Here is a 14,258-nt window from a genome sequence, read left to right on the forward strand (position 1 = left end):
GAGATTTTCTGGACAGAAGGTGCTGTTTGAATTGTATTCTTCCTGCTTTAAGGTCTGGGTGTGCAAGCAATCCTCTGAATTGTGATAGTAATAGTTTGTGAGGTGTGCGGTTTTAAGTGGCACCTAATGCATGTTCCTTTACAATATAAATTGCAAATAACATGCGAAACACAAATCTGATGATGCTGGCCTTTGTGCTGTTGGTGGCATGGGGGTGTAAAAAAGACGATGAGCCGGTAACAACGGGTGTGCTAAGTGGTACAATTACCGATGCTGATACAGATGCCGCACTGGATGGGGTACGTATCATTGTGATGGAATCTAATACCAATGCGCCTGTAAAATCACTGACAACCGGTGCCGATGGTGCATATAAAACTGAGCTTTCTGGTGGCAGCTACTACCTGAAGCTTTATCGCCAGGGCTACGATCAGGTACCGCCCAAGGGCATGAGTCCTTTGCCTTTTACCGTATCAGTGGGTACCGATGTGGCAAAACCATACGAAATGAACCCAAGTGCTGTTCAAAACGGCGGCTATGTAAAAGGAAAAGTGACCGAAGCAGGCACAGGTGTGGCAGGCGTGTTGGTGGTAGCCGAAAAAGACGGCCAGGGATATTCTGCAGTAACTGATGCTGCGGGAGATTATTACATCTACAATCTGCCAGCTGGCAGCTATGCCCTAAAGGGATGGATTAGCGGCTATAGCTCCGAGCAGCCAACAGTTTCTGTTACAACATCGGCAGAAAGCACCCAAAACCTACAGCTAAGCAGGGGGGCTGCCGGTTCAGTTAGTGGTACTGTTACCTTTTTGGCATCTAACGCTCGTGAGGTAGATATTACCCTCACGCACCCCTTAACAAAGGAGGCAATTCCAGGACTGCTTACCAGTTCCTCTCAAAACTATAGCATTGCCAATGTTCCGGCAGGTACTTACATTGCGCGTGCTTCCTACCAGAACGACGAGCGCGTTGTAGATCCCGACTGGATCGTAAAAAATGGCGAACCTGTTGTGAATGTAGATGGTGGCGCAGTGTCGCTTGACTTCAGCCTAACCGGATCTGTAAGACTTACAACACCCACAAACCTGGCTACCACTACAGAACCAATAGAAGTGGCCTCTGCTACCCCGCGTTTTACCTGGGCAGCATACTCCAGCACCAGCGATTATGTATTGGAGGTATCTGATGCTAATGGCAACGTAATCTGGGGCGGCTTTGGCATCGGCACTATAGCCAATGGTACTACCGGACCTGTTAAAAAGGTAATTGTACCCTCCGGCCAGACTTCTGCAGATTACAATTTTGATGGATCTGCCTTAAGAGCATTGGAGCCTGGCAAGGTATACCGCTGGAAGGTGTATGCCAGTAAAGACGACAACAAAGAAAATACTGGCTGGAAGCTTATCTCTGTAAGCGAAGACCAGATGGGTCTGATCAGGTTAGCCGAATAATATACATTCTTCCCTCTCAACCAAAGAGAGCCCCGGCCTGTGCATAGTGCATGGTGCCGGGGCTTTTGTGTTGTGATGCCAGGCTTGTTTTAAAGTCTATGCCGCCTATCTTTGTAATGCATGACTACCCTACTTTTCTTTCTGCCCTTTTTGCTCCTTTTTGTGGTGCTGGCTGTATGGGCCGAGCGAAAGGTATCGGCTTTGATCCAGGACCGCCTGGGGCCGATGGAGGTAGGGCACTGGGGCTTACTGCAAACTGTGGCCGACCTGCTGAAGCTGCTGCAGAAAGAAGACATTGTGCCGGCTGCGGCCGATCGTAAAATGTTTCTGGTAGCGCCCGTGATCATTTTTGTGGCGGTGTTTGCCGGTTATGCCGTGCTGCCGCTTACCAATGGCTGGGCAGGCTCTGCCACAGCGGTAGGCGTTTTCTACCTGATCTCCATTATTTCTTTGGATGTTATTGGTATTCTGATGGCCGGCTGGGGCAGTAACAGCAAGTACTCCCTCTATGGTGCATTGCGTTCGGTGGCACAGATCATATCATATGAGGTGCCCCTGGGGCTAACTATATTGTGTACCGTAATGCTGGCTGGCTCCCTTAACCTGCAGGAGATCAGCTTTCAGCAGGGTATTTGGGTTAACGATGTGGTGGGTGCAGAAGCGGAGCGGCTGTGGCTGTTTGGCTTGCCTGCCCTGGGTGTAGAGCTAACAGAGGTAGGTGGCTTCCTTACCTGGAATGTGGTACGCATGCCCCTCTTTTTCTTTGTGTGGCTTATTTTCTTTATAGCCTCCCTGGCCGAATGTAACCGTGCCCCCTTCGATTTGCCTGAAGCAGAATCTGAAATTGTGGGTGGTTACCATACCGAATACAGCGGTTTTCGCTGGAGCCTGGTGTTCCTGGCGGAATATAGCATGATGCTGCTGGTCTCCTTCCTGGGTGTTATCCTCTTCTGGGGCAGCTGGAATACCCCGCTGCCCAATGTAGGCCCGCTGCGCCTGGCCGAGTGGACAAGCGGAGCACCTGGCACAGTAGCCGGACACCTCTGGAGTGGTTTTTGGCTGATCAGCAAGGCCTTTCTGATGATACTGCTGCAGATGTGGATACGCTGGACCTACCCCCGACTGCGTGTAGACCAGCTGATGTCGCTTTGCTGGAAATACCTTACCCCTGCAGCCATTATCCTGCTCTTGCTTACCGGCGTATGGCGACTGATCGGGATTGGTTAATGAGCGAATCCGGAGCTGGTGTGGGAAAACAGGTACATACACTCAAATCCGAATTGGGCAGGGGATTCAAAAATCTTTTAAAGCTTTTTTTGTAGTTTTAAGTTTAATATTTGGCAGAAGTCGTTTTATATGAATGGTGCATTGGTAGAGGAGATTGCTTTTTGCTGTTGTTGTAGTTTCTAAGCAGAAACTACAGTAAGAAATCATGCACTAATACAGACTCCCAAAATGGCAACAGAATTCCCGAAAGAGCAGCCTCAGCAGGGGCCGCAAATCAATAGAAATACATACTTCGGCAACATGGGTACTGCTACCCGTACGCTGCTGCATGGGCTAAAGCTTACCTGGCGGCATTTTCTGGAATCCCGCCAGAGCCGTAAGCCGGTAGGGGTGGAGCAGGATAATTATTTTGAGCAGCAGACCGGTATCTTTACCCTGCAGTACCCAAAAGAGAGCCTGCCGGTGCCGGATAATGCCCGTTACCGCCTGCACAATGAAATAGAAGATTGCATTGTATGCGATAAGTGTGCAAAGGTGTGCCCGGTAGATTGCATTGAAATAGAACCCATCAAAGCGGTAGAAACCAGTGGCCAGACCTCTGATGGTACACCCAAACGCATACACGCTGCCAGGTTCGATATAGACATGGCTAAATGCTGCTTCTGCGGCCTCTGCACCACTGTGTGCCCCACCGAGTGCCTTACTATGACGAAGGTGTACGACTTCAGCGAATTTGATGTAGCCGACCACACCTATGCCTTTGCCGAAATGAGTCCGCTTGAAATTCTGCAAAAGCGAAAAGAACTGGAGGAGCACCAGGCACAGAAAGAAGCACAAAAAGCTGCCAGACCAGCCGCTGCTGCAGCTAAGCCGGCAGTAGCAAAACCAAGCGTGGCGCGGCCGGCTTCGGCGCGGCCGGCATCGGCGCGGCCAGTTCCGTCTGCCGCCCGTCCTGCCGCACCTAAGCCGGTCGCACCTAGCCCGGCCACACCTAAGCCGGCCGCACCCAAGCCAGCAGATGCTGAAGCTAATGCTCCCGAAACTGCACAAGACACTGCCCGTAAGCTGATGGAGCAGAAGAAAGCAGCCGAGGCAGCAACTGGAATGAATTCTGCAGCAGAAGCACCCAACCCAACCATGAAATCTGCACCCACACCAGCGGGTACAGAAGATTCGCCGGCGCCTGGAGCGGAAAAGCCTAAGTTCAGGCCACGCCCCATGATGAAGCCAAAAGCTGCTACATCTGATGCAGGCGAAGCCAAGCCATCGGCCAGCGAGGAGGCATCTGCAGCACTGCCCGCAAGCAGTACAACAGGAGCGGCGCCCAAGCCTCGCCCTGTAATGAAGCCGGTTGTGAAAAAGGCAGCACCACCGGCAGGGGAGGAGAAGGGGCCAGCGCAGCAAGCCTCTGCTGCGCCAGCCAGACCCAGGCCAGTGATGAAGCCAGTGGTGAAAAAAGCCAGCCCTCCGGAAAATATTGAAGCTTCAGCCACTGATCAGCCTAAGGACAATTCAGTGGCTCCGGAGGCACAACAAACTGCTACGCCTCCCAGGCCACGGCCGGTAATGAAGCCAAAGCCGGTAGTTAAAAAGGCAGATCCGGCAGCAGCCAGCACAGATGCGAACGTGCGGACGGAGACTGCCGGGGCCAGCCCGGAAAATAGCACCAAAGGATCTGCAGAAGACCCTTCGCAGGCCGATGCCCCTGTGCAGGCTAAACCAGCTTCTGCCAGGCCACGCCCGGTGATGAAGCCTGTAATCCGTAAAACGGAGACACCGGAAGCTACAAATCAGCCTTTATCTGATGAGCCTATGGAGACTTCAGGGGGAGAAACTAAAAAGCCACGACCTGTTATTAAACCAGTCATACCAAAGCAGCAAGCTATGCAAGCAGATGAAACACCCAGTCAGAAAGAGGCAAATGAGCAGGAAAATAAGGGGCCAAAGCCAGTAGTAGATAAAAAAGTAGTAATCCGTAAACCAGAGCGCGAAGCGCTTTCCGAAGAAGAAAAGCGCCAGGACGATAGCCAGCGTCCCGAACCACCCGGCAGGGCAGGCTAGCACAGCGTGTTGGTTTAGGCTTTCTTCTTTATCTTTCCTCCATCTTAGGTTTTACCTGCTCATGGTTTTGTTCCTGTTCTATGCCTTCGCAGCGCTAACACTGGCATCGGCCCTGGTGATCCTGTTTACCCGAAACCTGCTGTATGCAGCTTTCTCACTTATCTTTTGCTTTTTAGGCGTGGCGGCCATTTATGTGCTAAGTGGTGCCGATTTTATTGGTGTTACCCAGATTGTGGTTTACGTAGGCGGAGTGCTTATCCTGCTTATTTTCGGGGTAATGCTCACCAACCGTATTTCCACCAGCCCGGTTATTACTGATTTGCATAACCAGTTCTGGGGTTATTTGCTGCCTGCAGGTTTATTGGTATTGCTGATTGGCACCCTGGGGCAGCTTGCCCTGCCCGACTGGGCAATGCGTGCGCAGGAGAATGCTACCCTTGTGCAGGCCTCAACAGTAGAGCCCCTGGGCGTACACCTCATGACACAATATGTACTGGCTTTTGAGCTCGCTGGTATCCTGCTGCTGCTGGCACTGGTAGGGGCAGCCACCCTGGCAAAGCCTGCAGCACCAGAAAGCATAGCAGTTACATCAACAGGAATCAATACACAAAATCCAGCACAACCATGATTCCGCTCTCACATTACCTGATACTGGCCACCCTGCTGTTTTGCATAGGGCTTGCGGTAACCATTACCCGTAAAAATGCCATTGCAGTGCTCATAGGCCTTGAGCTGATGCTGAATGCCGCCAATATAAACCTGGTTGCTTTTAGCCGCTACGATGGTGTGCAGTTGCAGGGGCAGATGTTTGCACTCTTTGTAATTGTGGTGGCGGCTGCCGAGGCGGCTGTGGCACTTGCGCTGGTGGTGCGGGTGTACGGTTATTACAAAATTGCCGATCTGGATAAGTTGAACAGATTAAAAGGATAACTTAGGGCCGTGAATTCTGCCGATCTCCTACAGCCACTCCCGTTTAGTCCGCTTACTGCCATGGCAGCAGGTGTGCTCCTGCTTCCTTTGCTGGGAGCGCTGCTGGTGCTCCTGCTCCGGGGGCGTGGCCATTGGCTCATGATTGGATTTCAGGCAGTAGCACTGCTTATTTCAGTTTATCTTTTTAGCAGGCTCTGGCCGGGCAACAGCGATGCTGCAACTATATCGCCAGCGCTTACGCATGCCCGCTGGAACTGGTTTACACCAGGGGCAGGCTATCCTTTTACACTGGGTATCTGGCTTACCATTCCTGCCGCCCTGTTACTGGTGGTGGTAAATGGCGTGGCCCTGCTGGTGCAGCTGTTTTCGGTGGTGTACATGTGGAAAGATCCGGGCTTTAACCGCTATTTTTCTTTCCTGGGTTTCTTTGTGTTTGCCATGCTGGGCATTGTGCTGGCCGATAACCTGTTTCTTATTTTCTGCTTTTGGGAGGGGGTAGGACTGGCCTCCTACCTGCTCATTGGTTTTTGGTTTAATAAGCCCCAGGCCGCAGCCGCCGCTAAAAAAGCATTCCTGGTAAACCGGGTGGGCGATATTGGCTTTTTGATCGCACTCCTCATTTTCTACGCCCAGTTCCGTACCCTCGATCTGGCTGCGCTCTTTCAGCTAATGCCCGCCAGCTACATACAAAGCGGCGACTGGCAGGCGGTATGGTCGGGTGCTGCTGGTGCACTGCCCGCTATTTTGCTAACTGTAGCAGGTTTTGGGCTGCTAATGGGAGCTATTGGTAAATCGGCACAGTTTCCCCTGCAGATATGGCTGCCCGATGCCATGGAGGGCCCAACGCCTGTTTCGGCGCTGCTGCATGCGGCTACCATGGTGGCGGCCGGGGTATACCTCCTGAGCAGGGTATTCCCGCTGCTTACCCCAATGGTGCTGGATATAACAGCTTTTATTGGCGCCACAACGGCCTTTATGGGTGCTTTTGCAGCCTTTGCACAGCACGATATTAAAAAAGTTCTTGCCTTTTCCACCATTTCGCAACTGGGGTATATGGTAATGGGCATGGGTGCCGGCGCTTACGATGCAGCGCTTTTTCACCTGCTCACCCATGCCTTCTTCAAAGCTGGACTTTTCCTGTCGGCAGGCGCCGTTATTTATGCGCTGCATGAGGCAGCCCACCGCCGCCATACCCACTTCGATGCCCAGGATATGCGTAACATGGGCGGTTTGCGCAGAAAGCTGCCTTTTACCTTTGTCATCTACCTCCTGTGCATGCTGGCGCTGGCTGGCTTGCCTTTTCTTTCAGGTTTTCTTTCCAAAGATGCCATCCTTACCGGTACTATGGGCTGGGCATCAGTTGCCAGAAAGCAGTGGGGTATTTTAGCCTGGCTGGTGCCCCTGGCAGGCTTTACCACCGCCCTGCTTACGCCCATTTACATGGGCCGGCAGCTATTCCTGGTGTTCTTTGGCTACAACCGCCTTTCCGATGGCAACGAAGTATCCTATGGCGCCATCCGTGAAGTGCCCATGCTCATGCGCTTTCCACTGCTGGTGCTGGCCCTGCTCTCGCTGGGTATCTGGTTTAGTTTCGATGCTTTCGATTTTCAGGGAGCATGGCCCATGCGCCTGCTGCAGCTGCCCCAGGTGGCAGTGCCGGGCTCTTTAACAGAATACCAGGCGGCCAACAGGCTTTTTGACATCAGAGAGGCTGCCTTTCGCTACCACACATTCACAGGTGTTGTTTCTGCCATCCTGGTGCTGATGGGGCTGTTGCTGGCTTACCTGATCTATCACCTGTTCAACGGCAGGGGTTCCTTCTATAATAATAAGTTTGTATTCCGGAGCCGCATTACCAGGCTCTCGTACAGTAACTGGCACCTCGATGCTATTTATCGGCGTACCGTAATCGCTTTTGGGCTGGGGCTGATGCACTTTGCCAACTGGCTCGACAGAAAAGTAATAGACCGGCTGGTAGACCTGCTGGGGATGTCGGGCGTGGTATTCGGGCATGTGGTGTACTGGTTCGACCGTACTTTTATAGATGGGGCCGTTCAGGTGAGCGTGTGGGTAGCGGGGCAGGCAGGGCATTTTAGCCGTTCCATGAGCGGACGGGTACAGCAGTACCTGCTCATTATGCTGGCTTGTATGATGGCAATCATCTTATGGATGTTCTTTTAACAAATTGAAAATTAATACAAGGTATTTAATATCTGGGCTTTGGGCTTAAAGAAACGGATTGAGAAGATGTTAAAACACATGTCCTATACCTGATACCCATACCTTTTTATATCTTGCAGCCGAATTGCGGCCAGGCGTTTTCCAAAGAAGCCTGCTGCAGATCTGCTGCTTCTGTAGCGCCGGTTTAACCGGTAAAAGCTGTTTTGCATGGAGCTTACTGAACACTTACTTTCGCTGCTCATATTTGTGCCGCTGCTGGCTGCCCTTGTGCTGTTGCTGATTCCGGCAAGGCTTAGCGGGGCCGGCCGATGGGTTGCACTGGCTGCCACCGCCTTACAGGTACTGCTGGCTGTTGCATTATGGTCTGGCTTTCGCTCCGGTGCTGGTGCTCCCGCCGGCGTGTTTTCCCCGCAGGGCTACCAGTTTGTGGAAAAGCTGGATTGGTTTAGCCTGCCGCTGGGGGAAATCGGCTACCTCTCTGCCGATTATTTCCTGGGCGTAGATGGCCTTAGTGTAGGCCTGGTGCTGCTGGCAGCCATCGTGATGTTCATCGGCGTTATCAGCTCCTGGAACATTCATCAGCACCAGAAAGGATATTTTCTGCTGTACCTGCTGCTTAGCAGTACGGTGGTAGGCTGTTTTGTGGCCCTGGATCTGCTGCTGTTTTACCTCTTTTTTGAGTTTATGCTGCTGCCCATGTACTTTCTCATTGGTATGTGGGGTGGTCCCAGAAGGGCATATGCTTCCATCAAGTTTTTCCTCTACACCCTGGCAGGCTCGCTCTTTATCCTGATTGCCATAGTAGGTTTATATATTTCCGGCATTGACCCGGTAGCTACCGCCCTACATGCAGGCGTGGAGGAGGCCGGCAGGGTGCAGGTAATGCTGCAGGAGGGTGCCCTGAATACCCGCGATATGGTGCATACCTTCAACATGCTCCACCTGATGGATGGAGGTAATCTAATTCCGGGAAGTCTGCTAAGCCTGAAGGGCGGCGGTGAACTCTGGGGGCATTCCATTCGCCTGCTGGCTTTTCTGGCCCTGATGCTGGGCTTTGCCGTTAAGCTGCCGGCCGTGCCGGTGCACACCTGGCTGCCCGATGCACACGTAGAGGCACCCACGCCTGTTTCTGTTGTGCTGGCAGCTATTTTGCTGAAGATTGGCGGCTATGCCATTTTGCGTATCCCCTACAGCCTGTTCCCTGAGGGAGCCATTTATTATGCACCGCTGGTGGCAGGCGTAGGGGTGCTCTCCATTCTGTATGGTGCCTTTAATGCCCTTGCCCAGTCCGATCTTAAAAAAATGATCGCCTACTCTTCTGTTTCTCATATGGGTTATGTGCTGCTGGGGCTGGCGGCCCTCACGGTTGAGGGTGTTAGTGGTGCACTCTACCAGATGTTCAGCCATGGCCTTGTTTCTGCTGCGCTATTCCTGCTGGTTGGGGTACTCTATGACCGTACCCATAACCGCATCATCGATAATTATGGTGGCCTTGCCAGGCGTATGCCTGTTTTTACCGTGGCGGTTACCATTACCTTCTTTGCATCCCTGGGCCTGCCTGGCTTCTCTGGCTTCATTGCCGAGGCGCTGGTGTTCCTGGGTGCCTTCAGAAGCCCTTCTGCCAATGGTTTACTACCCTATTGGATGGTAATTCTGGCAACACTGGGGCTGGTAATTACAGCAGCCTACTACCTCTGGACCCTGCAGCGTATGTTCTTCGGCCAGTTTTTTGTGCGTGAGCTGCATTGGGAGGGGAGTCTTACTGATCTTACCCCCAGGGAATATTTTCTGCTGATACCGCTTATAGCCGGTATGCTGGTGATGGGACTGTTCCCTAACCTCTTGCTTGACTCTTTTACCCCAGCTGTAGATGCTTTTGTGCAGGGGGTGCTGGAGCGTGGCAGAAGTAACCTGGTACTTTTAACCCGCTTCTTATAGACTACGGACCCTTCTGGTGGAAACACAAGCCCCAACCATAGCGCCATTAAAAGCCAGCCTGCAGGCAATTCTGCAGGATTTGCCCCTGCTGTACCCTGAGCTTACCTTAGGCCTGGGCGTATTGCTGGTGTTGCTGGGAGCTCTGCTGATTCCTCGTAGCTGGCGTAACGAAGGCCTGGCTGTGCTAAGCCTGCTGGTAATTGCCGCATCGGCTTATATGCTGCTGTATAAAGGACTGCCAGCCGAGCCCGTACACCTGCTGGCCCGTACCCTACAGCTCGATAAAATGGCAGTAGCCTTTCGACTGCTGGTGCTGCTCTCGGGCCTGTTGGCGGTACTGCTTTCTTTTCGGGAAGGGAAAAAGCTCGCCGGGGAGTACTATGCCCTGCTGCTGGGCCTCCTGATGGCTGCCATGCTCATGAGCATGGCCTCAAATCTTCTGCTCATTTACCTAAGCATAGAAACAGCCTCAATTTGTGCTTACCTGCTCACGGCTTTTTCAGGAGGGCGTGAGGGTGCCGAAGCAGGCTTAAAGTACCTGCTGTTTGGTGCTGTGGCATCGGCCATTATGCTCTATGGCATGAGCCTGCTATATGGTTTTACCGGCACGCTGGATATTACCGCTTATGGGTTCAAAAGCGGCCTCATGAGCCTTAACATTCCCATACTGCCGGTGCTGCTGGCGGCTTTTCTGGTGCTTGCGGGCTTTCTCTTTAAAATATCAGTGGTGCCCTTTCACCTCTGGACACCAGATGCCTACCAGGGAGCACCCCTGCCGGCGGCAGCACTTTTTTCTACTGCACCAAAGCTGGCGGGGCTTGCCCTGATGATGCGTTTCTTAAGCCATTTCCTGGAGGCGGGTATTATCTTTGCCGGCCTGCGCTTTGACTGGCAGTTTATCCTGGGCCTGCTGGCCATTATCACCATGCTGGTAGGTAACCTCGCAGCCGTGTGGCAGCAGGATGCACGCCGCCTGCTGGCTTACTCTTCCATTGCCCATTCTGGCCTGCTGCTGGCAGCTGTACTTGTTTTCAGAGCACTGGGCTATAAGGCTTTGCTTTTTTATGGCTTTGTCTATATACTAATGAATTTTGCGGCCTTCTTGCTTGTTAGTATGCTGAAGGCCGAAACGGGCAGCTACAAAATTGCTGATTACAGGGGATTGGGTAGCCGTTTGTCGTACAGCAGCGTGCTGATGGTGGTGGTAATGATAGCCTTAACCGGTTTGCCGCCCACAGCAGGATTTACAGCCAAATTGCTGGTGTTTTCGGCCTTGTGGGAGGGATATAGCAGTGGCGGATCGAGCATGTTGCTGTACCTCTTATTAACAGGCCTGGCAACAACGGTTGTGGCTTTGTTTTACTACTTGAAAATACCCTATTATCTTTACCTCAAAAAGCAGCCCGAAGCGGTTGTGCAGGTAGAGGGGAGTACTGTACTGGAACGTATACTGGCGGGTGCCCTGGCGCTGCTGCTGGTACTGTTCTTCTTCAGGGCCGATTGGGTAATGAACTGGATAGAAGCATTTACGATAAGTCAATAGATCAGGATGAGCGAGCAGATTAAACACGAGTGTGGTATTGCCCTAGTGCGCCTACGTAAGCCTTTGCAGTACTACATCGATAAGTACGGTTCTCCAACGTATGCGATCAATAAGCTGTATCTCCTGATGGAGAAGCAGCATAACCGCGGCCAGGATGGTGCCGGTGTTGCCAACATCAAAATCAATGTACCGCCCGGTCACCGCTACATCAGCCGTTACCGCTCTAACGAAAACCAGCCCATTGCCGACATCTTCAGCAAAATTGCCAAGAAGATGAAAAAGGCTAAAAAAGAGGGCGGAGATCGTTATTACGATGCCGAATACCTGCAGGAAAACCACGCCTTTACCGGTGAGGTATGGCTGGGCCACCTGCGTTATGGTACCCACGGTAAAAACAGCATTGAAAGCTGCCACCCCTTTCTGCGTCAGAACAACTGGAGGAGCCGTAACCTGGCCGTTGCAGGTAACTTCAACATGACCAACGTGGATGAGCTGTTTGATATTCTCCTGAAAATTGGCCAGCACCCCAAGGAAAAAGCCGATACCGTTACGGTAATGGAAAAGATAGGCCACTTCCTGGACGAAGAAAACCAGATCCTGTTCGATAAGTACAAATACGACCGTACCAACCAGGAGATTTCCGATATTATTGAGAAGGAGCTAGACCTGGGGCGTGTATTACAACGTGCCTGCAAAGATTTTGACGGTGGCTATGCCATGGTAGGTTTAACCGGCTTTGGTTCTTCTTTTGTAGCCCGCGACCCTGCCGGTATCCGCCCCGCCTACTGGTATGCCGATGATGAGGTGGTGGTGGTAGCTTCAGAGAAGCCAGCCATCAAAACTGCCTTCAACGTAGCCTACGACCAGATAAAAGAAATTGAACCGGGCCATGCCCTGATTGTTGACAAGGAAGGTAACTACAAGCAGCATCAGTTTATTGAGCAATTGCCTAAGCGCAGCTGTTCTTTTGAGCGCATCTATTTCTCGCGCGGTACCGACCCGGATATTTACCAGGAGCGTAAGTCACTCGGACACCTGCTGGTTCCCCAAATACTGGATGCTGTAGATTACGACCTCAAGAATACAGTGTTCTCTTTCATTCCCAATACAGCAGAAGTAAGCTTTCTGGGCATGATCGATGGCATGGAAAGCCACCTGGTGAATGAAAGGAAAAAATACCTGCAGGACAAAGGTGCCTTCAATGATGATGAGCTGCTGCAGCTGCTGTCGTTCCGTCCGCGTATCGAAAAGCTGGTAATCAAGGATGCCAAGCTGCGTACCTTTATTACCGACGATGAACACCGCAACGACCTGGTAGCACACGTGTATGATACTACCTACGAGGTGATCAAAAAAGATGTGGATACCCTGGTGGTGATAGATGATTCTATTGTACGTGGTACCACGCTGGAGAAAAGCATCCTCACCATGCTGGACCGCCTGAATCCAAAGAAAATCATCATTGTATCATCAGCCCCACAGATCCGTTACCCCGACTGCTACGGCATTGACATGAGCCGCCTGAAAGATTTTATCGCTTTCCGTGCTGCCATTTCCCTGCTGAACGAAACGGGGCAGAACCATATTCTGGATAATGTGTACGATAAATGCGCAGCCTCTGTAGGCAAGCTTGATGCCCCTAACTATGTTCAGGAGGTATATGCACCTTTTACCGATGAGCAGATTAGTGCCAAGATTGCCCAGCTGATCAAAACAGAAAAGATTAATGCCGAGGTAGACGTTATCTACCAGACGGTAGAAAACCTGCACATTGCCTGCCCTAACCATATCGGTGACTGGTACTTTACCGGTAACTATCCTACCAAAGGAGGTAACCGCGTGGTAAACCGTGCCTTTATGAACTACATGGAAGGCAAAGCCGTAAGAGCTTATTAAGCATACAAAGAAGCATCTGTTGCCCAATAGAAGAGCAGTTCCGATTTTTCGGGGCTGCTTTTTTGTTAATGAACTTTGCCTGCGCAAGCATCCGCTTGTGCTTATTATATGAAAGCAGGTGGTTTAGCCTGCTTAACCAACCTGTTTCTCATCCTCTTTACCAGTGCGAACATTAGCTTTGCCTGCTTCGTTAGCTGACAGTATGAGTCCGTCAGAAAAATTGCAGGAGAGCCGTCAGCGCTTGCTGTCCCTGTGGGGGCCACAGCAGGCGCATTCCAAGCGGGAACCGCTGCAGGAACTTATCATGACTATTCTTTCACATCGAACAGATTACGTTAGTGAAAAGAAAGCTTATGAGCGGATGTGGGAGCGCTTTGGGAGCTGGGAGGGCATTCGGGATGCGCCGCTGGAGGAACTTATAGAGATGATCAAGCCTGCCAGCTATCCGGAGGTAAAGGCTCCTTACATCAAGCAAACCCTGGCACAGATTATTGCAGAACGGGGAGCGCCAAGCCTGGATTTTCTGGAAGCCATGCCCACCCAGGAAGCAATGGACTGGCTGCTGCGCCTGCCGGGTGTCGGACCCAAAACTGCAACACTCCTGCTGCTTTTCAACTTTAAGAAGCCGGTGCTGCCGGTAGATACCCATGTGCACCGGGTAAGTATACGTGTTGGCATACTGCCGCCCCGCACCTCTGCCGATAAAGCGCACAAGCTGCTGCTGGCACAGCTGCCTGCCGATGCAGATGCACTCTTCACATTCCACAAGCATTTTTTCTGGCACGGACAGCGGGTTTGTCATGCAGTTCAGCCTAAGTGTTACCAGTGTGTGCTGAATGACTTTTGCAGCTTCTATCAGGAAAAAGCACCACCGCCTAAGCAGCAGGGCCGCATTGCTGCTAGTGGTAAAACAGATTTATCTCTATAATATCATCATTTACTCCTTATATAACAGTTTTTTGATAGCCCTGCCCGGGTGAAAGCGGATGTTTGCGCCAGGGAGGGGCTGAAAAACAAAAAGCCCCTGCCAG

10 protein-coding genes are annotated in these 14,258 nt (G+C 51.8%); all 10 read left to right on the forward strand.

The window, feature by feature from the left end; translation table 11 throughout:
* The first annotated feature begins 161 nt into the window (after window positions 1-161).
* The 10 genes from KWJ01_RS23960 (at window position 162) to nth (ending at window position 14,155) form a co-directional block, all read left to right on the forward strand.
* A complete protein-coding gene (locus KWJ01_RS23960; RefSeq protein ID WP_224999661.1) occupies window positions 162-1,451 on the forward strand; it encodes a carboxypeptidase-like regulatory domain-containing protein in 1,290 nt (429 codons plus the stop codon).
* Window positions 1,452-1,571: 120 nt separating this feature from the next.
* Entirely contained in the window at window positions 1,572-2,678 is a 1,107-nt protein-coding gene (locus tag KWJ01_RS23965) for a complex I subunit 1 family protein (protein WP_224999662.1), read from the forward strand.
* A 228-nt stretch (window positions 2,679-2,906) separates the two neighbouring features.
* On the forward strand, window positions 2,907-4,739 hold the full coding sequence (locus tag KWJ01_RS23970) for an NADH-quinone oxidoreductase subunit I (RefSeq protein ID WP_224999663.1): 1,833 nt from the start codon (window positions 2,907-2,909) through the stop codon (window positions 4,737-4,739).
* A 61-nt stretch (window positions 4,740-4,800) separates the two neighbouring features.
* On the forward strand, window positions 4,801-5,367 hold the full coding sequence (locus tag KWJ01_RS23975; RefSeq protein WP_224999664.1) for an NADH-quinone oxidoreductase subunit J: 567 nt from the start codon (window positions 4,801-4,803) through the stop codon (window positions 5,365-5,367).
* Window positions 5,364-5,669 carry an NADH-quinone oxidoreductase subunit NuoK gene (nuoK, locus tag KWJ01_RS23980; RefSeq protein ID WP_255651183.1) on the forward strand — a complete coding sequence of 102 codons (306 nt, stop codon included), beginning with the start codon at window positions 5,364-5,366 and terminating at the stop codon, window positions 5,667-5,669. The genes KWJ01_RS23975 and nuoK overlap by 4 nt, the downstream gene beginning before the upstream one ends.
* Window positions 5,670-5,678: 9 nt before the next feature.
* A complete protein-coding gene (locus KWJ01_RS23985) occupies window positions 5,679-7,850 on the forward strand; it encodes an NADH-quinone oxidoreductase subunit L (RefSeq protein WP_224999665.1) in 2,172 nt (723 codons plus the stop codon).
* A gap of 207 nt (window positions 7,851-8,057) precedes the next feature.
* Window positions 8,058-9,788: a NuoM family protein gene (locus tag KWJ01_RS23990; RefSeq protein WP_224999666.1), complete on the forward strand. Its 1,731-nt coding sequence runs from the start codon at window positions 8,058-8,060 to the stop codon at window positions 9,786-9,788.
* Window positions 9,789-9,804: 16 nt separating this feature from the next.
* Window positions 9,805-11,331 carry an NADH-quinone oxidoreductase subunit N gene (locus tag KWJ01_RS23995; protein ID WP_224999667.1) on the forward strand — a complete coding sequence of 509 codons (1,527 nt, stop codon included), beginning with the start codon at window positions 9,805-9,807 and terminating at the stop codon, window positions 11,329-11,331.
* 6 nt (window positions 11,332-11,337) lie between these two features.
* Complete coding sequence (locus KWJ01_RS24000; RefSeq protein WP_224999668.1) at window positions 11,338-13,227, forward strand: amidophosphoribosyltransferase; 1,890 nt, start codon at window positions 11,338-11,340, stop codon at window positions 13,225-13,227.
* 202 nt (window positions 13,228-13,429) lie between these two features.
* Window positions 13,430-14,155 carry an endonuclease III gene (gene nth, locus KWJ01_RS24005; protein ID WP_224999669.1) on the forward strand — a complete coding sequence of 242 codons (726 nt, stop codon included), beginning with the start codon at window positions 13,430-13,432 and terminating at the stop codon, window positions 14,153-14,155.
* The last annotated feature ends 103 nt before the right edge of the window (window positions 14,156-14,258 follow it).

The organism is Cesiribacter sp. SM1 (assembly GCF_020178975.1).
In the GTDB taxonomy this organism is placed as follows: Bacteria; Bacteroidota; Bacteroidia; order Cytophagales; family Cyclobacteriaceae; genus Cesiribacter.

Excerpts from the sequence above, each read along its gene's own strand:
- KWJ01_RS23970 (WP_224999663.1), top strand. The coding sequence starts at position 2,907 with ATGGCAACAGAATTCCCGAAAGAGCAGCCTCAGCAGGGGCCGCAAATC.
- KWJ01_RS23960 (WP_224999661.1), top strand. The coding sequence starts at position 162 with ATGCGAAACACAAATCTGATGATGCTGGCCTTTGTGCTGTTGGTGGCA.
- KWJ01_RS23965 (WP_224999662.1), top strand. The coding sequence starts at position 1,572 with ATGACTACCCTACTTTTCTTTCTGCCCTTTTTGCTCCTTTTTGTGGTG.
- KWJ01_RS23975 (WP_224999664.1), top strand. The coding sequence starts at position 4,801 with ATGGTTTTGTTCCTGTTCTATGCCTTCGCAGCGCTAACACTGGCATCG.
- nth (WP_224999669.1), top strand. The coding sequence starts at position 13,430 with ATGAGTCCGTCAGAAAAATTGCAGGAGAGCCGTCAGCGCTTGCTGTCC.
- KWJ01_RS23990 (WP_224999666.1), top strand. The coding sequence starts at position 8,058 with ATGGAGCTTACTGAACACTTACTTTCGCTGCTCATATTTGTGCCGCTG.
- nuoK (WP_255651183.1), top strand. The coding sequence starts at position 5,364 with ATGATTCCGCTCTCACATTACCTGATACTGGCCACCCTGCTGTTTTGC.
- KWJ01_RS24000 (WP_224999668.1), top strand. The coding sequence starts at position 11,338 with ATGAGCGAGCAGATTAAACACGAGTGTGGTATTGCCCTAGTGCGCCTA.